Annotated in this window: 15 protein-coding genes; 9 read left to right on the top strand and 6 right to left on the bottom strand. The window is 63.1% G+C overall.

What is annotated here, in order from left to right; all coding sequences use genetic code 11:
- Window positions 1-10 precede the first annotated feature (10 nt).
- Genes ACFSUD_RS07645 through ACFSUD_RS07635 form a run of 3 tightly spaced genes read left to right on the top strand, consistent with a single transcriptional unit; the run spans window position 11 to window position 3,895 of the window.
- Window positions 11-298: a sarcosine oxidase subunit delta gene (locus tag ACFSUD_RS07645; RefSeq protein ID WP_386373054.1), complete on the top strand. Its 288-nt coding sequence runs from the start codon at window positions 11-13 to the stop codon at window positions 296-298.
- A complete protein-coding gene (locus ACFSUD_RS07640; RefSeq protein WP_386373052.1) occupies window positions 295-3,336 on the top strand; it encodes a sarcosine oxidase subunit alpha family protein in 3,042 nt (1,013 codons plus the stop codon). The genes ACFSUD_RS07645 and ACFSUD_RS07640 overlap by 4 nt, the downstream gene beginning before the upstream one ends.
- Window positions 3,329-3,895, top strand: coding sequence for a sarcosine oxidase subunit gamma (locus ACFSUD_RS07635; RefSeq protein ID WP_386373050.1), 567 nt, complete (start codon window positions 3,329-3,331; stop codon window positions 3,893-3,895). The genes ACFSUD_RS07640 and ACFSUD_RS07635 overlap by 8 nt, the downstream gene beginning before the upstream one ends.
- A 13-nt stretch (window positions 3,896-3,908) precedes the next feature.
- On the opposite strand, the gene ACFSUD_RS07630 is transcribed toward ACFSUD_RS07635, so the two are convergent.
- On the bottom strand, window positions 3,909-4,859 hold the full coding sequence (locus ACFSUD_RS07630) for a GlxA family transcriptional regulator (protein ID WP_386373048.1): 951 nt from the start codon (window positions 4,857-4,859) through the stop codon (window positions 3,909-3,911).
- A gap of 175 nt (window positions 4,860-5,034) precedes the next feature.
- On the opposite strand from ACFSUD_RS07630, the gene ACFSUD_RS07625 reads away from it, so the two are divergent.
- Entirely contained in the window at window positions 5,035-5,691 is a 657-nt protein-coding gene (locus tag ACFSUD_RS07625; protein WP_386373046.1) for a helix-turn-helix domain-containing protein, read from the top strand.
- A gap of 20 nt (window positions 5,692-5,711) precedes the next feature.
- On the opposite strand, the gene ACFSUD_RS07620 is transcribed toward ACFSUD_RS07625, so the two are convergent.
- The 4 genes from ACFSUD_RS07620 to ACFSUD_RS07605 all read right to left on the bottom strand — a co-directional run bounded on the left by ACFSUD_RS07620 (window position 5,712) and on the right by ACFSUD_RS07605 (window position 9,571).
- The gene (locus ACFSUD_RS07620) at window positions 5,712-6,779 is read right to left on the bottom strand and encodes a heme-dependent oxidative N-demethylase family protein (RefSeq protein ID WP_386373044.1); all 1,068 of its coding nucleotides are present in this window, start codon (window positions 6,777-6,779) and stop codon (window positions 5,712-5,714) included.
- Window positions 6,780-6,791: 12 nt separating this feature from the next.
- A complete protein-coding gene (locus ACFSUD_RS07615) occupies window positions 6,792-7,757 on the bottom strand; it encodes a PDR/VanB family oxidoreductase (protein WP_386373042.1) in 966 nt (321 codons plus the stop codon).
- Window positions 7,754-8,362, bottom strand: coding sequence for a dimethylamine monooxygenase subunit DmmA family protein (locus ACFSUD_RS07610; protein ID WP_386373040.1), 609 nt, complete (start codon window positions 8,360-8,362; stop codon window positions 7,754-7,756). The genes ACFSUD_RS07615 and ACFSUD_RS07610 overlap by 4 nt, the downstream gene beginning before the upstream one ends.
- 72 nt (window positions 8,363-8,434) lie before the next feature.
- Window positions 8,435-9,571, bottom strand: coding sequence for an aminomethyltransferase family protein (locus ACFSUD_RS07605; protein ID WP_386373038.1), 1,137 nt, complete (start codon window positions 9,569-9,571; stop codon window positions 8,435-8,437).
- Window positions 9,572-9,927: 356 nt separating this feature from the next.
- On the opposite strand from ACFSUD_RS07605, the gene ACFSUD_RS07600 reads away from it, so the two are divergent.
- The 5 genes from ACFSUD_RS07600 (at window position 9,928) to glnT (ending at window position 16,101) form a co-directional block, all read left to right on the top strand.
- Complete coding sequence (locus tag ACFSUD_RS07600) at window positions 9,928-11,523, top strand: APC family permease (RefSeq protein WP_386373036.1); 1,596 nt, start codon at window positions 9,928-9,930, stop codon at window positions 11,521-11,523.
- 167 nt (window positions 11,524-11,690) lie between these two features.
- Window positions 11,691-12,587 carry a class II glutamine amidotransferase gene (locus tag ACFSUD_RS07595; protein ID WP_386373034.1) on the top strand — a complete coding sequence of 299 codons (897 nt, stop codon included), beginning with the start codon at window positions 11,691-11,693 and terminating at the stop codon, window positions 12,585-12,587.
- A gap of 1 nt (window position 12,588) precedes the next feature.
- On the top strand, window positions 12,589-13,272 hold the full coding sequence (locus ACFSUD_RS07590) for a GltB/FmdC/FwdC-like GXGXG domain-containing protein (RefSeq protein WP_386373032.1): 684 nt from the start codon (window positions 12,589-12,591) through the stop codon (window positions 13,270-13,272).
- Window positions 13,273-13,282: 10 nt separating this feature from the next.
- A complete protein-coding gene (locus ACFSUD_RS07585; protein ID WP_386373030.1) occupies window positions 13,283-14,623 on the top strand; it encodes an FMN-binding glutamate synthase family protein in 1,341 nt (446 codons plus the stop codon).
- A gap of 116 nt (window positions 14,624-14,739) precedes the next feature.
- Window positions 14,740-16,101, top strand: coding sequence for a type III glutamate--ammonia ligase (gene glnT / locus ACFSUD_RS07580; protein ID WP_386373028.1), 1,362 nt, complete (start codon window positions 14,740-14,742; stop codon window positions 16,099-16,101).
- A 96-nt stretch (window positions 16,102-16,197) separates the two neighbouring features.
- On the opposite strand, the gene ACFSUD_RS07575 is transcribed toward glnT, so the two are convergent.
- Window positions 16,198-16,545 (bottom strand): SH3 domain-containing protein, encoded by a 348-nt coding sequence (locus ACFSUD_RS07575; protein ID WP_386373026.1) that lies wholly within the window; start codon window positions 16,543-16,545, stop codon window positions 16,198-16,200.
- Between the last annotated feature and the right edge of the window lie 256 nt (window positions 16,546-16,801).

Raw genomic sequence — 16,801 nt, 5'->3', positions numbered from 1 at the left:
GCCCTTCGAGATGATCATCAATCACCCGCTTCTTGGACCGCGCGACGCGCAGGAATTCACCTATCTCGGCGATGCCTCGCTGATCGACCGGCCCGATTGGGAGGCCGAGGACGCGCAGGAGAAATTCTACGAATACGCCTATCTGCGCGACAACCCGGCCGGTCTGCACCGCGAATTGTGGTTTCACGAGACCGGCGACCGCAGCTGGCTCGTGGTCACCCGCAACACGCTGACCCATGAAATCACCAATGTCGAAATGGCCAGCGATGTGGCCCGCGCACGGGGGCGCAGCAAATGACCTATACCAACCGGGTAGACGGCAGCCAGATCGGCCAGCAGCATATCTCCAGCGGCATCAACACCAGCCGCAGCCAGGACAAGCGCCAGACCAACCGCCTGCCGGGCGGCCAGGTCGACCAGTCGCGTACCGTGAGCTTCCGTTTCGACGGCAAGTCCTACCAGGGCCATCCGGGCGACACGCTCGCCTCGGCCCTGCTGGCCAACAACGTGCGGCTGATGGGCCGTTCGTTCAAATACCACCGCCCCCGCGGCGTGCTGAGCGCGGGCAGCGAAGAGCCCAACGCGCTGGTCGAGCTGCGCACCGGGGCGCGCAAGGAGCCCAACACACGCGCCACCACGGCGGAGCTCTTCGAGGGGCTCGAGGCGAACAGCCAGAACCGCTTCCCCTCGCTCAAGTTCGACGCCATGGCGATCAACGACCGGTTCTCCAATTTCCTGACCGCCGGGTTCTACTACAAGACCTTCATGTGGCCCGCCGCCTTCTGGGAAAAGATCTACGAACCGATCATCCGCAAGGCCGCCGGGCTCGGCTCGCTGTCGCTGGAGGATGATCCGGACGAATATGACAAGGGTTTCCTGCATTGCGACCTGTTGATCATCGGCGGCGGACCCTCCGGTCTGGCGGCGGCGCTGCGGGCCGGGCGGGCCGGGGCCAAGGTGATTTTGGCGGACGAGGATTACCTCTTCGGCGGGCGGCTCAATGCCGAGACCTTCGACATCGGCGATCAGACCGGACAGGGCTGGGTCGCCGCGACGCTGGCGGAACTGCAGGCCATGCCGAACGTGCGCTGCATGCGCCGCACCACCATCGTCGGCGCCTTCGATCACGGAATCTATTCCGCCGTCGAGCGGGTCAGCGATCACCTGCCGCAGCCGCAACCGGGCAAGCCGCGCCAGATCCTGTGGCGGATCTATTCCAAACGCGCCCTGCTCTGCGCCGGGGCCATCGAACGGCCCATCGCGTTCGAAAACAACGACCGGCCCGGCATCATGCTGGCCAGCGCCATGCGCGCCTATGCCAACCGCTGGGCGGTGACGGCAGCACCGCGTGTCGCGGTCTTCACCAACAATGACGACGGACACCGCACCGCCGTCGATCTGATCGCCAAGGGCGTCAAGGTTGCCGCGGTGATCGACACCCGGCCCGACGCGCCGCGCATCGCCGATTGCGAATTGCTCGCCGGGGCGCAGGTGATCGACACGTCGGGCCGATTGGGGCTCAGCTTCATCCAGGTGCAGCAGGCCGACGGTTCGGAACGGACCATCGAATGCGGCGCGCTCGGCGTCTCCGGCGGTTGGAACCCCAATGTCGGCATGACCTGCCACCAGCGCGGCCGCCCGGTCTGGAACGACCGGATCGCCGCCTTCGTCCCGGGCGAGACCGGCCCCGTCGGGCTCAGCGCCGCGGGTGCGGCCAACGGTGATTTCTCCACCGCCGCCGCCCTGCATACCGGCAGCGAACAGGCCGCCGCAGCGCTGCGCGACCTCGACATCACGGCGCCGGAGATGATCCTGCCGCAGGCCGAGGACGCGCCGGTGAAGATCACCCCGTTCTGGTACGTCAAGAAGGGCAAGGGCCGCGCCTGGCTCGATCAGCAGAACGACGTGACCGTCAAGGACGTCAAACTGGCGCATCAGGAGAACTTCCGCTCGGTCGAGCATCTCAAGCGCTACACGACGCTCGGCATGGCCACCGATCAGGGCAAGACCTCCAACATGGGCGGCCTGGCGATCATGGCCGAGCTGGCGGGCAAGACCATTCCCGAGGTCGGCACCACCATGTTCCGTCCGCCCTATACGCCGGTGCCGATGGGCACGCTCGGCGGCCGCGCGCGGGGCAAGAACTTCCACCCGGTGCGCGAAACCCCGAGCCACAAGTTCTCGGTCGAGAACAACGCCACCTTCGTCGAAGTCGGCAACTGGCTGCGGGCACAATGGTTCACCAAGCCCGGCGAAACCACCTGGCGCGAAAGCGTCGATCGCGAAGTGCGCGCCGTGCGCTCTTCGGTCGGGGTCTGCGACGTGACCACGCTCGGCAAGATCGACGTGCAGGGCACCGATGCGGCGCAATTCCTCAACAAGGTCTATGCCAATGCCTTCGCCAAGCTCGCTGTCGGCAAGACCCGCTACGGCCTGATGCTGCGCGAGGACGGGATCGCCATGGACGACGGCACCACCGCACGGCTGGCGGAGGATCACTTCGTGATGACGACCACCACCGCCAATGCGGTCGGGGTCTACCGGCACATGGAATTCGTGCGCCAGTGCCTTTACCCGGACATGGATGTGCAGCTGATCTCGACTACCGAGGCCTGGGCGCAATATGCCGTGGCCGGTCCGAATTCGCGCAAGCTGCTGCAGAAGATCGTCGATCCGGAATTCGATATCTCCAACGAGGGGTTCGAATTCATGGCCTGCCGCGAGATCACCGTCTGCGGCGGTCTGCGGGCGCGGCTGTTCCGGATCTCCTTCTCCGGCGAACTGGCCTATGAGATCGCGGTGCCGACCCGTTATGGCGACGCGTTGATCCGCAAGATCATGGAAGCGGGCAAGGAATTCGACGTGGTTCCCTACGGCACCGAGGCGCTCGGCGTGATGCGGATCGAGAAGGGCCATGCCGCGGGCAACGAGCTCAACGGCACGACCACGGCGCTGAACCTCGGCATGGGGCGGATGGTTTCCAAGAAGAAGGACAGCATCGGCTCGACCCTGTCGGAACGCGAAGGGCTCAATCAGCCCGATGCGCTGATGCTGGTCGGGTTCAAACCGCTCAACAGCGAGGAGAAGGTTACGGCCGGGGGTCACCTGATGACCAAGGGCACGCCGGTCGATGCCGCGCATGACCAAGGCTATGTCACCTCGGCCTGCTATTCGCCGATCCTCAATTCGTCGATCGGCATCGGCTTCCTGAAGGACGGGGGCAATCGTCTCGGCGAGGTCCTGACCCTCGTCACGCCCCTGACCGGCGCGGATGTCGATGTCGAAGTCGTCAGCGCCCATTTTGTCGATCCAGAGGGAGAACGTCTCCGTGCATGATTTGAAACCCATCACCCCGCTCGGCGGCACCGCGCCGCAGGTCGACAGCTTCGACGGGCTGCAGATCGCCGAATGTCCTGATTGGGCGCTCGCCTCGATCGCGGCCCGTCGGGGGCGCGAGGCGGAAGCAGCGGGGGCGGCCGAGAAATTTCTCGGCTCCGCCCTGCCCGACGTGGCCGCCTCGACGCAGGAAGGGCCGTTCACCGCCTTCTGGACCGGGCCGCAGCAATGGATGGTCGAAGCCCCGCATGACAGCCACGAGGATCTCGCCGCACAGGTGAAATCGGCGCTCGGCGATACGGCTTCCATCACCGAGCAGACCGACGGCTGGTGCCGCTTCGACCTGACCGGCAGGCGGTGTCACGACGCGCTGGAACGGCTTTGCAACGCCGACAGCCGCGCCATGGCGCAGGGGCAGGTCACCCGCACCCGGCTCGAACATCTCGGCTGTTTCCTGATCTGTCGCGAAAAAGACAGCCACTTTAGCGTCATCGGCCCGCGCTCTTCGGCAGGCTCGATCCATCACGCGCTCACCGTCGCGGCGGGCAGCGCGATCTGATTGCGAAAAAACCTCAGGTCGAGGGTATCGAACGGTTATTCTCGACCCGGAACATGTTGATCGTCTTGCGGTCCTCGTTCGGGCTCAGCCCGAAGCTTTCCTTGTAATGCCGCACCATCGGCGTGGCGCTGGCATAGCCCACGGCATTGGCGATCTCGGTCATCGAATCCTTTGAATAAAGCACTAGCTGCCGGGCCGCGTTCATCCGCAGCGACCGGTAATAATGCGACGGGCTCTGCTCGGTGGCCTGTTTGAAGCTGCGTTCGAGCTGGCGCGCCGAGACGCCGATGATCTGCGCCACGTCATAGACCCCGATCGGGTCTTCGATATGGCTTGCGAAAATTTCCACCGCCTGCGCCACGATCGGCGGCAGCATGTCCGAAGTGCTCTGCTTGCGCACCGTCGGGATCTTCTGGCGCACCCCCTGCCCGCGCACCAGCGGATGCTGGAACCAGCAGGCAACTTCGGTGGTCACGTCATCACCGAGCTCTTCCTCGATAAGATGCAGCATCAGGTCGAATGCCGCCGCCGCGCCGGAGACGGTATAGCGATTGCGATCAATGTTGATCACCTCGCCGGTCATCTCATGATCGGGAAATTCCGCCGCGAAAGCCGCCTCATAGCACCAATGCACGCTGCATTCATAGCCCGAGAGAAGGCCCGAGCGCGCCAGCGGAAACACCCCGCCGCTGATGCCGCCCATCTTGACGCCATGCCGCGCCAGACGGCGCAGATGTCCGTCCGAGGCGCGCGGATTCTCGAAACTGCCTTGCGGGCTGCTGAGCAGGAACAGGTAATCGAGGTCTTCGACCGCCTCGAGCGCCAGGTCGGGATCGAAGCTCACCTCGGCGCTGGAGCGCACCCGCGTACCGGTTTCCGAGATCAACCGCCAGGAAAACGCCTGCTCGCCCGCGATCTCGTTGGCGGCGCGCAGGGGTTCGATGGCCGAGGTCAGACAGGCCATCGGGAACCCCGGATAAATCAGAAAGCCCAAGGTTGTTGATTTTTTTCTGCTATTCATGAAATATTACCTACATGAATTTTTTCGAGCATTTCCGGATCCAGAACCAGGATTGGTTGTTGTAACTTGTTGGCAGGTATATGGCGCCCGCGCGGGTCGAAGGTAAAGGCGAAAGACGATGAAGCAAGACAAGCACGACCCGAAGGCATCCACAAAGGTGCTCACCCAGGATCCGCACAAGCCGGGCGGCCAACGCGAAAAAGTTCTGGAGGTGGCCATCGGCAAGGAAGTCCGGGCCTTTCGTCGCCAGCAGAAGATGACCGTCTTCGCGCTCGCCGAGGCGACGGGCCTGTCGATCGGTATGCTCTCGAAGATCGAGAACGGCAATACCTCGCCTTCCCTGACCACGCTGCAGGCCCTGTCCTATGCGCTGAGCGTGCCGCTGACCGCGTTTTTTCGCGGCTTCGAGGAAACCCGCAGCGCGGTGCTGACCAAGGCCGGCGAAGGGGTGGAAACCGAACGGCGCGGCACAAGGGCCGGGCATCAGTACAACCTGCTCGGGCATATCGGCTCCAACGCCAGCGGCGTCATGGTCGAGCCCTACCTGATCACCCTGTCGGAGAAATCCGACGTGTTTCCGGTGTTCCAGCATGACGGGATCGAGACGATCTACATGCTCGAAGGCGAGGTCGATTATCGTCACGGCAACGAGGTCTATCCGCTCAAGCCCGGCGACACGCTGTTCTTCGATGCCGATGCGCCGCACGGGCCGGAAGTTCTGGTGAAACTCCCGGCCCGCTATCTCTCCATCATCGCCTATCCGCAGGCCAGCTGACCGCCCTGCGGTTTGCGAAATTATTTCTGCAGCGGCGGCTCGGTTTCCTTGTCCGGCCAGATCCCGTCGGACGTCGGCAGGCCGTCGTCGAATTTCGACAGGTACTCGACGATCATCGGGCGGTTGTCGATGAAGCCCTTGTAGGTCGCCAGCTCCTCGGGCAGATCGCGGATCACCCGGTGCAGGCGGCGGCCCCATTTCGGCACCGTGACCAGGTCTTCGAGCGCGATCAGGTAGCAGCGTATCGGGAAGACCAGCGCATTGGAACGCGGCAGGCGGAAGAAGGTCTGCAGCTCGACCCGCAGATGCTGCTTACGGCCGATGTTCTCCGGCGTCAGCTCGGTCTTCTGCACGCCCCATTTGTGATAGTTCTCGGGGCTGGTGTCGAGCAGCGGGTTGACCGTCATCGTCCAGTTCAGACGTCGCGCGGGCATGCCCTGCTGGATGTTGAGCAGGAATTTCAGCGCCCGCTGGAAGATCCCCATCTCATGCGCCTTGGGCACCGGCGCGTGCCATTCGAAGAAATTCATCCCGATGTCGAAATCGAGCGACCAATCCGCCTGGGTGGTGACCATGCCGGCATCCATCCACAGGTTCTCATCGCGCTGGTCGAGCACCGCGAAATCGCCCTGGGTCTGGCGGGTGATATATTCCATCGGGCCATAGGGCAGCGTCGATTCATCCATGAAGACGAATTTCTGTTCGATGCCGAGCGGCTTGTTGATCCAGTGCCAGTTGTTGCCGTCACGGTGCAGCTCGAACAGGTCCGGGTAATCCTCGGACTTGCTGACCATGATCAGCTCCAGCAGATCCCAGCCCGCCAGGGTCATATGCGGCAGCGACTGGCAGCGCAGCGGGTCTTCGGCCAGCACCAGCGCGCGGTCTTTCATTTCCGCGACATAATGCTCGTCCACGTCGAAACGCTTCTCGTAGATGCTGCCCTCGGGGCCGCCCTGGTGCTGCTCCATGTTGACCGAATACATGTAATGGTCTTCGTGGAACGGGAACGGAAAGCGGTCGATCGCCCATTGTGAATTTTTGAACGTGTAATCGTCGCGGAACGTCTCTTCGTTGAATTGGATTGTCATCTTGGCTCCTCCCTAGCGGTCCAGCACGAGAATCTTGCCTTCGAATCTGCTCACGCAGGGCATGATTTTCTTGCCGCTTTTCTTTTCTTCGTCTTCCAGCCAGTGATCGCGGTGCAGGATCTCCCCGTCATATTCCACCACATCGGTCTCGCATTGCCCGCAGGCGCCGCCGCGGCACAGATAGGGCGCATCGACCCCGGCCGCCTCGATGGCTTCGAGCAGGCTCTGGTGTTCGCCGACCTCGAAGGTCTTGCCCGAACGCGCCAGCTGCACGGTGAACGGCTTGCCCGATTGCGGCGCGAGAAATTCCTCGTAATGCACCGTCTCGCGCGGCCAGCCGAGCTCCTCGGCCTTGCCGCGTACCCAGTTGATCATGCCCTTGGGACCGCAGACATAGACATGGGTGCCGAGCGGCTGCCCGTCGAGCAGGCTTTCGAGGTTAATCGCCTGGCCGTCATCGTCGTAATAGACATGCACGTTGTTGGGATGCGCGCTGCTCAGCTCTTCGACATAGGAGCCGAGCGCCTTGTTGCGGCAGGCGTAATGCAGCTCGAAATGCCCGTTGGCGGCGTTGAGCTGCTTGATCTGCGCAAGGAACGGCGTGATGCCGATCCCGCCGGCAATCATCAGGTGCTTCCGGGCGCGCAGGTCGAGCGCGAAGAGGTTGACCGGGTAGCTGATCACCATCTCGTCGCCGATCCGCACCTTGCGGTGCATGAAAAGCGAGCCGCCCCGCCCCTCGTCGTCGCGGCGCACCGAGATCGTATAGGCGCTGCGGTCGTTGGGGTCGGACATCAGCGAATAGGGGTTGAGCCGGGTGGTCTCCCCGTCCTTCATCTCGATCACCGTATGCGCCCCGCCCGAGAAGGTCGGCAAGGGGCCGCCGTCGCTGCGTTCGAACTTGAAACGGGTGACCAGGTCATTGACCGGCACGACATCGGTGACGGTCACGAGAATCTTGTTGGTTCCGGCGCTCATGAGTACAGCTCCGTGGCTGGTGGGATGTTTCCGGGGTCCTCGGCATCCACCCGAACGCCCTGATAGGCGGCGTGGCGGCGCGAGTAGTGATCGCGCACGAAGAGATGCAGACCGCAATGGGAACAGACGAAGGGATCGACCATGACATTCTCGGTGATTCCCTTGCAATGCACGCATTGCATGCGCCGCGCCACCGAGCCGCGATGCTCGGTCTGGATGCCGGTATGCGGGATGCCGACGTTCGTGGCTTCGTTCATCGCCTGACCCATCAGCCCCTCGGTACCGGTCAGATAGACCTGCAACCCCATATGCGCATCCTGCAGCACTCGGCGCAGACGCGGCACCGCGGCCTCGTAGCTCGGCCCCACATAGAGCTGGGCCGGGCCCAAATCCTTGAGCTGGCTTATATATGTATCGCCCGTCGCGCCCGGAATGTAGATGATATGCGCGCGGCTCATCAGCCCGGCATCCTGCGCGGCCAGCTCGATCAGCGCCTCGGCCCCTTCGGCATCCGCGATCATCAGATGATGTTTGCCCGGCCGCGGCTCCAGCTTGCCATAGACCGGCCGACTGGTGATCGAGGGCGGAAATTCGAACGTGCTCATCCTGAGTATCGTCCCCCTGTTGCGTTTTTTAGAGAAAGGCGCGGCAGATGTTCTGCCGCGCCTTTGCAACCGTCAACCCTTTGCGGTGCGGCGCTTCTTGTCCGGATCATGGAACGGCAGCGAATGCGCGACGCATTTGATCTCGCCGCTTTCGTTCTTCACCGTCATCTGGGTGCCGTCCACGGCACAATCGACCGGCATCCGGGCAATCCCGACGTTCCACTCGTTGAGCGGCGAATACATGCCGATTGTCACGACGCCGACCTGCTTGCCGTCCTTCATCAGCGGCGCGCCCTCTTCCGCGGGCTCCTTGCCGTCGAGCTTGACGCCGTAGATCTTGAAGCGCTCCTTGCCCTTCAGACGGTAATGCTCCTCGGCCCCGCGGAAGCCGGTCTTGCCCGGCGAGACGGTGAAATCGAGGCCCAGCTCCCAGAGCGTATCGCCCGCCTTCTCGTTCTCGAAGGGATACATCTCAGAGTTGTCGTAGGGATAGAACAGCAGGTAGCTTTCCGCGCGCAGCATGTCGAGCGTGGTGAAGCGGGTCGGGATGATGCCTTTCGGCGCGCCCTTCTCGACCAGGTTGTCCCAGATATGCCCGGCGTCCTGGCCGCGGCAGAAGATCTCGTAGCCGCGCTCGCCGGTGTAGCCGGTGCGCGAGATGGTCACCGGCTTGTCGAACAGCGTGGTGTGCTGATGGCTGAAATAGACCTGGTCACGGATGCCCGGCACGCCCAGCTCTTCGAGGAAATCGACCGATTTCGGACCCTGCAGCGAGATGTCATGCAGGTTGTCGTCAAAGCGCACGTCAACGTCGCGACCGGTTGCAGCCATGGTCAGCTGCTCATGCCCGCCACCGGTGCCGTGCACGACCATCCAGGAGTTCGGACCCATGCGATAGATCACGCAATCGTCGATGAACTTGCCTTCGTCGTTGAGCATGCAGGCATAGGACGAGCGGCCCGGCTTGATCTTCTCGACGTTGCGGGTGGTGGCGCGGTCGATCACATGCGCGGCATGTGGCCCGACCAGGTGCACCTTGTGCAGACCGGACACGTCCATGAACCCGGCATTGGTACGGATCGCCATGTATTCTTCGGTCTGGTCCTTGTCATAGGTCCAGGCGGTGCCCATGCCGCCCCAGTCTTCCAGGTTGGACCCCATGGCGCGGTGTCGGTCTGCGAGGGCCGAAAACCTCCAGGATGCTGTCATGTCAAACTCCTTGATTCGTCTGACCCGCTGCGGTGCAGGGGCCGTTGCGTTCATTTTCCGGGCTCAGGGCTCTTGCAGCCCGACCGGTCGAACCGGCCTGATGTTGCCCAACTTTCCCGCCATTCCAGCGAAGAATTTTTGCAGGCTGTGGCCACAAAATTCAACGGCAAGGCTGAGAACAGTTGACAGGTCGCGCCCCGAAAAAGCAATACTAAACGAAAAATAGTTTCCTCAGAGGCAAATGTTCGGACATTTTCCGCCGCAGTCCGCGGTATGGGTGAAGTGAACTGCAATAATAATGAAGCGCCCGGAGACAGGGGGCTCACCAGAAAGACAACCAACAAGGGATATTCGACATGGTTACAACAACCGAAAACGTGGCACCGGCCGGGGGCGATGGCAGTCTGCATCGCGCCATCGGCTGGAAGGATGCCTTCTGGATGGCATCGGGGGTTCCGGCACTGGTGCTGTTCTCGATTGGCGGCATCGCCGCAACCGTCGGCAACCCGTCTTGGGTAATCTGGATGCTTTCGGTGAGCTTCGGCTTCCTGCAGGCCTTCGTCTATGCCGAGATCGCCGGGCTGTTCCCGAGCAAATCCGGCGGCGCCTCGGTCTATGGTGCGGCCGCCTGGGTGCGCTATTCCAAGGTGATCGCGCCGCTGTCGGTCTGGTGTAACTGGCTCGCCTGGACCCCGGTTCTCGCCATCGGTGGCGGTCTGGCGGCAGGCTATGTGCTGACCTCGATGTTCGGCGCCGAAGCCGCGGTCAACGCTTGGGAAATCACCCTGCTGAACCTCGATTTCCTCAACGAGGGCCTGACCCTGCGGATCAATGCGACCTCGATCGTCGGCACGGTGATCCTGCTGCTGGTGTTCATGGCGCAGCATCACGGCATTTCCGCCGCCGCCAAGATCCAGACGATCATGGGTCTCGCGGTTCTGATCCCGCTGCTCATCGTCGGCGTGGTGCCGCTGCTCACCGGCGACGTGCTGTCGAGCAATCTCACCCCGGTAATCCCGATCACCGGTTCCTGGAACATCGAGGGCACGACGCTGTTCCTTGGCGGTCTCTTCATTGCCGCCTGGTCCGCCTATGCCTTTGAAACCGCGATCTGCTACACCAGCGAATTCCGCGATCCGCAGCGTGACACGGTGCGCGCGATCATCGCCGCCGGTGTGGTCTGCGTGGTGATCTACACACTGGTGCCGCTGAGCTTCCAGGGGGTTCTGGGTGTCGATGGCATGCTCGAGCCGGGCATCGTCGATGGGTCCGCCGTGGCGGGTGCCATGGCCGGTATGGTCGGGGGCGGCTCCTTCATCGCCAAGATCATGGTGGTGATGCTGTTCCTCGCCCTCGTTCTGGCGATCATGACCTCGATGGCGGGCTCCTCGCGAACGCTCTACCAGGGTTCCGTCGATGGCTGGCTGCCGAAGTTCCTGTCCCATGCCAACGAGCACGGCGCCCCGACCCGCGCCATGTGGACCGACCTCGGCTTCAACCTGATCCTGCTGATGATGTCGGACTACCTCTTCGTCCTCGCGGTCTCGAACTGCTGCTACCTAGTGTTCAACTTCCTGAACCTGCACAGCGGCTGGCTGCACCGGATCGACAACGGCAATGCGCATCGCCCCTGGAAGGCGCCGACGATCATGCTCTGGATCGGTGGCGGTCTGGCCTTCGTCAACGCGGTGCTGCTCGGTGCCGGGGCCAATGTCTGGGGCGAGGGCACGCTGCGCTCGGCGATCATCGCCATCGCGCTGATCCTGCCGGTCTTTGCCTATCGTCACTACGTGACCGACAAGGGCCAGTTCCCGGCCAAGATGCTCGAAGATCTCGCGGTCGGCGGCACGACGGATCTCAAGGTGCGCAAGGCGGGGATGAAACCCTATATCACCCTCGCAGCGGGCCTGATCGTGGTCGTGATCGCGAACCAGGTGTTCCAGCTCGCCTGAGCCGCAGACCCGTAACAAGTCCAGCAAAACAAGAAATGCGCGCCGGTTTCCGGCGCGCATTGTCGTTTCACACTGTTCCCTGCATGAAAAAAGTTTTCTTCTCAGTTGAATTGAAAAAAAGGACCTGCTAGCGTTTGAGTCGACAGTTCTCAGAAAGGATCAAGGCGATGTGTGGGATCGTAGGACTATTCCTCAAAGATAAATCGCTCGAGCCACGCTTGGGCGAGATGCTGACCGACATGTTGGTCACGATGACGGATCGGGGCCCTGACAGCGCCGGTATCGCGATTTACGGCAATGACGCGGGCACGATGGCGAAATTGACCGTGCAATCCGACCATGCGGATGCGGATTTCGCCACGATCGACGCCGATCTGGGCCATGCGATCAACGCGAAGGTCTCTTCCAAGCACAAAGACACCCATGCCGTCCTGTCGCTCCCGGCCGACAAGCTTGCCCATGCCCGCGAGGCGCTGCGCGAGATTCGCCCGAACGTGCGCATCATGAGCGCCGGCGATTCCATCGAGATCTACAAGGAAGTCGGCCTGCCCAAGGACGTGGCGCATCGCTTCCATGTCGAGCAGATGAGCGGCAGCCACGGCATCGGCCATACCCGCATGGCCACCGAATCGGCGGTCACCACGATGGGCGCGCACCCTTTCTCCACCGGCTCGGACCAGTGCCTTGTGCACAACGGCTCGCTGTCCAACCACAACAGCCTGCGCCGCAAGCTGCGCCGCGAGGGCATCCATATCGAGACCGAGAATGACACCGAAGTCGGTGCCGCCTACCTGACCTGGAAGATGCAGAACGGCTCCACCCTGGGTGAGGCACTGGAAAGCTCGCTGGAAGATCTCGACGGGTTCTTCACCTTCGTGGTCGGCACCAAGGACGGCTTCGGCGTGGTCCGCGACCCGATCGCCTGCAAACCCGCCGTGATGGCCGAGACCGACCAATATGTCGCCTTCGGCAGCGAATATCGCGCGCTGGTCAACCTTCCCGGCATCGAAGACGCCCGCGTCTGGGAGCCGGAGCCCGCAACCGTCTATTTCTGGAGCCATTGAGATGCAGACAATCGACCTTGAAGCACAAGGCCTTCGCAGCCTCAACGAAACCCTGCATGCGCAGAGCGCGGACACCAACCAGACCGCCTGGGAAGTCGTCAACGCCAAAGGCAGCCATGCGATCGCCGTCGGTCTCGACGCGCCGATCGAAGTGACGGTGAACGGATCCACCGGTTATTACTGCGGCGGCATGAACAAGCAGGCCACGATCAACGTCAAGGGCTCGGCCGGTCCCGGTGTCGGCGAGAACATGATGTCGGGCACCATCATCGTCGAGGGCGATGCCAGCCAATATGCCGGGGCCACCGGCCATGGCGGCCTGCTGGTGATCAAGGGCAATGCCTCCTCGCGCTGCGGCATCTCGATGAAGGGCATCGACATCGTCGTGCACGGCAACATCGGCCACATGTCGGCCTTCATGGCGCAGTCGGGCAACCTGGTGGTGCTCGGCGACGCGGGCGACGCGCTCGGCGACAGCTGCTATGAGGCCCGGCTCTTCGTGCGCGGCGAGGTCAAGAGCCTCGGCGCGGATTGCGAGAAGAAGGAGATGCGTCCGGAACATATCGAGATCCTCAAGGACCTGCTCGAGCGCGCCGGCGCCGATGCCAAGCCCGAGGAATTCACCCGCTATGGTTCGGCCCGCAAATTGTACAACTTTGACGTCGATAACGCGTCGGCCTATTGAGGAGCATGTCATGAAAGACCAACAGCACAAGGGCATCCCGACGACCACGCCGCGCCAATCCGCGACCTTCAGCCAGGACGTCAACAGCGACATCCGCCGTGCCGCGGCTACCGGGATCTATGACATCCGCGGCGGTGGCGCCAAGCGCCGGGTGCCGCATTTCGACGACCTGCTCTTCATGGGCGCCTCGATCTCGCGCTACCCGCTCGAAGGCTACCGGGAAAAGTGCGAGACAAAGGTCACGCTCGGCACCCGTTTCGCCAAGAACCCGATCGAACTCGACATCCCGATCACCATCGCGGGCATGAGCTTCGGCGCGCTGTCCGGCCCGGCCAAGGAAGCCCTCGGCCGCGGCGCCAACGCGGCCGGTACATCGACCACCACCGGCGACGGCGGCATGACCCCCGAAGAGCGCGGCCATTCGGCCAAGCTGGTCTATCAATACCTGCCCTCGCGCTACGGGATGAACCCCGATGACCTGCGCAAGGCGGACGCGATCGAGATCGTGGTCGGCCAGGGCGCCAAGCCCGGCGGCGGCGGCATGTTGCTCGGTCAGAAGATCTCCGACCGTGTGGCGATGATGCGCAATCTGCCCAAGGGCATCGACCAGCGCTCGGCCTGCCGTCACCCGGACTGGACCGGCCCCGATGACCTCGAGATCAAGATCCTCGAGATCCGCGAGATCACCGGCTGGAAAGTGCCGATCTACGTCAAGATCGCCGGCGCGCGCCCCTATTTTGACACCACGCTCGCGGTCAAGGCCGGTGCGGACGTGATCGTGCTCGACGGGATGCAGGGCGGCACCGCCGCGACCCAGGACGTGTTCATCGAACATGTCGGCCAGCCGACCCTGGCCTGTATCCGCCCCGCCGTCCAGGCGCTTCAGGATCTCGGGATGCACCGCGAAGTGCAGCTTATCGTCTCCGGCGGCATCCGCTCGGGCGCCGATGTGGCCAAGGCGATGGCGCTTGGCGCCGACGCAGTGGCGATCGGCACGGCGGCGCTCATCGCGCTCGGCGACAACGACCCGAAATGGGAGGAGGAATACCAGAAGCTCGGCACCACCCATGGCGCCTATGATGACTGGCACGAAGGCCGCGACCCGGCCGGGATCACCACCCAGGACCCGGAGCTGATGGCCCGGTTCGACCCGATCGAAGGCGGACGGCGCCTGAAGAACTACCTCAAGGTGATGACCCTGGAAGCCCAGACCATCGCCCGGGCCTGCGGCAAGAACCACATGCACAACCTCGAACCCGAGGATCTGGTGGCCCTGACCATGGAGGCCGCCGCCATGGCGCAGGTCCCCCTGGCCGGTACCAACTGGTATCCTGGAAAAGGGGGTTTCTAATCACGGCAAAACGCGGCAAACCTTTCACCGGGGATGCCGCGTTTTTTCTTGGGGGGAAAATCGGAGAGCGCAGGCTCCCGATCTGAGAGAGACAAATAGGGAGAGGAATCCACGATATGCCGAAAGATCACAAGGCACGCGATACAGAGGTCAGCCTGGCCGATTTCGCCGCAGAGCGCGGCGTCAAATACTTCATGATTTCGTTCACGGACCTGCTCGGATCACAGCGTGCCAAGCTGGTCCCGACGCGGGCCATCGCCGACATGCAGGAGAGCGGTGCGGGCTTTGCCGGCTTTGCCACCTATCTCGACCTGACCCCCGCGCATCCCGATATGCTGGCGGTGCCGGATGCCAGCGCCGCGATCCAGTTGCCCTGGAAACCCGAGATCGCCTGGGTGCCCGGCAATTGCGTCATGGAAGGGCAGGATGTCGAACAGGCTCCGCGCAACGTGCTGCGCCGCCTGATCCGCGAAGCCGCCGAAGAGGGCATGCATGTGAAGACCGGCATCGAGGCCGAATTCTTCCTGCTCACCCCGGAAGGCGACGCGCTGGCCGACACGCTCGATACCGCCGCCAAGCCCTGCTATGACCAGCAGGCGATGATGCGCAGCTACGAGGTGATCCGCGAGATCAGCGATTACATGCTCGAACTGGGCTGGGGCGCCTATCAGAACGATCACGAGGACGCCAACGGCCAGTGGGAGATGAACTGGGATTTCGACGATGTGCTGACCATCGCCGACCAGCACAGTTTCTTCAAGTTCATGACCAAGACCGTCGCGGAGAAACACGGTCTGCGCGCCACCTTCATGCCCAAACCCGTCCAGGGCCTGACCGGCAACGGCTGCCACGCGCATATCTCGGTCTGGGACGCGCCCGGCGAGGAATCCAAGACCAATATCTTCGCCACCGACAAGAGCACCGGCAGCCAGACCGCCGAGCTCGGCCTGTCCGAGAAGGGTTCGCATTTTCTCGGGGGCATCATGAAACACGCCAGCGCCCTGGCGGCGATCACAAACCCGACGGTGAACAGCTACAAGCGCATCAACGCGCCGCGCACCACCTCGGGCGCGACCTGGGCGCCCAACAGCGTCACCTGGACCGGCAACAACCGCACCCACATGGTGCGTGTCCCCGGCCCGGGCCGCTTCGAGCTGCGCCTGCCCGATGGCGCGGTGAACCCCTATCTGCTGCAGGCGGTGATCATCGCTGCCGGTCTCTCCGGCGTGCGCAGCAAGGCCGATCCCGGCAAGCGTCACGACATCGACATGTATGCCGAGGGCCACAAGGTCACCGGAGCGCCGAAACTGCCGCTCAACATGCTCGACGCGCTGCGCGAATACGACAAGGACGAGGAGCTCAAGGAGTCGATGGGCAAGGAATTCTCCGCCGCCTATCTCAAGCTCAAGCATGACGAGTGGAACGATTACTGCACCCATTTCACCGAATGGGAGCGCGCCCGCACGCTGGATATCTGATCGCTTCGGATCTCCCCGACAAACCGCCCCGCCGACCCCGAAAGGTCCGGCGGGGTTTTTCATTGCCGAGGCCCTGCTCGGTCAGAGGGTAAGCGTTCAGGGGATGAAATTGCCCAGCCAGTTGCCATGCGCCCAGCCAAGCCGCTGCTGCGGGCCGAAGCTGATGCCATACCAGCCGCCGTGTCCGGCGAAGACACCCACCCGATCGCCGTTATGGACCTTGCCGATCATCGCATATTGCGACCCCGGCCCGGTCCGCACCGCAAGGAACCCGTCACCCTGCGGATTGAGCCCCATCACCGTCGCGGCCCCGAAACAGGCAGCCTCGGCATCGGGCGGACAATAGGTGCTGAACGGCACGTCGAGCGGCTGCGCTTGAGACACAGCGGGCAGAAGGGCTGCGCAGGCGGCGGCGAGTATGATTGTCGGTCTCAATGAATGCATCGCAAAATCTCCGGATAGCAGAGGGAAATGCCGGAGCTTACGACAGGTTGGGTTGTCAGCCAAATACAGGGTGCAGGCGTAAGACAACGCGCGGGGTTCCGGCGGGACCGGTGGGGAATGGGCCCGCACGAAACAAAACGGCCCCGCGCATTTCTGCCGGGGCCGTTCTTCGTTTCGGCTGATCCGCTTCAGAGCTCGGGATACATCGGGAAGCGTTTGCAGAGGGCCTCGACCTCGCCGCGCACCCGGGCCTCGA

This window comes from Sulfitobacter aestuarii (genome assembly GCF_042685005.1).
Taxonomy (GTDB): Bacteria; Pseudomonadota; Alphaproteobacteria; order Rhodobacterales; family Rhodobacteraceae; genus Sulfitobacter; species Sulfitobacter aestuarii.
The sequence above is the reverse complement of the archived record's forward strand: the minus strand, read 5'-3'. Positions and strand labels throughout refer to the sequence as shown.

Excerpts from the sequence above, each read along its gene's own strand:
- ACFSUD_RS07590 (WP_386373032.1), top strand. The coding sequence starts at position 12,589 with ATGCAGACAATCGACCTTGAAGCACAAGGCCTTCGCAGCCTCAACGAA.
- ACFSUD_RS07605 (WP_386373038.1), bottom strand. The coding sequence starts at position 9,571 with ATGACAGCATCCTGGAGGTTTTCGGCCCTCGCAGACCGACACCGCGCC.
- ACFSUD_RS07610 (WP_386373040.1), bottom strand. The coding sequence starts at position 8,362 with ATGAGCACGTTCGAATTTCCGCCCTCGATCACCAGTCGGCCGGTCTAT.
- ACFSUD_RS07625 (WP_386373046.1), top strand. The coding sequence starts at position 5,035 with ATGAAGCAAGACAAGCACGACCCGAAGGCATCCACAAAGGTGCTCACC.
- glnT (WP_386373028.1), top strand. The coding sequence starts at position 14,740 with ATGCCGAAAGATCACAAGGCACGCGATACAGAGGTCAGCCTGGCCGAT.
- ACFSUD_RS07645 (WP_386373054.1), top strand. The coding sequence starts at position 11 with ATGATCATCAATCACCCGCTTCTTGGACCGCGCGACGCGCAGGAATTC.
- ACFSUD_RS07615 (WP_386373042.1), bottom strand. The coding sequence starts at position 7,757 with ATGAGCGCCGGAACCAACAAGATTCTCGTGACCGTCACCGATGTCGTG.
- ACFSUD_RS07575 (WP_386373026.1), bottom strand. The coding sequence starts at position 16,545 with ATGCATTCATTGAGACCGACAATCATACTCGCCGCCGCCTGCGCAGCC.
- ACFSUD_RS07595 (WP_386373034.1), top strand. The coding sequence starts at position 11,691 with ATGTGTGGGATCGTAGGACTATTCCTCAAAGATAAATCGCTCGAGCCA.
- ACFSUD_RS07630 (WP_386373048.1), bottom strand. The coding sequence starts at position 4,859 with ATGGCCTGTCTGACCTCGGCCATCGAACCCCTGCGCGCCGCCAACGAG.
- ACFSUD_RS07640 (WP_386373052.1), top strand. The coding sequence starts at position 295 with ATGACCTATACCAACCGGGTAGACGGCAGCCAGATCGGCCAGCAGCAT.
- ACFSUD_RS07585 (WP_386373030.1), top strand. The coding sequence starts at position 13,283 with ATGAAAGACCAACAGCACAAGGGCATCCCGACGACCACGCCGCGCCAA.
- ACFSUD_RS07600 (WP_386373036.1), top strand. The coding sequence starts at position 9,928 with ATGGTTACAACAACCGAAAACGTGGCACCGGCCGGGGGCGATGGCAGT.
- ACFSUD_RS07620 (WP_386373044.1), bottom strand. The coding sequence starts at position 6,779 with ATGACAATCCAATTCAACGAAGAGACGTTCCGCGACGATTACACGTTC.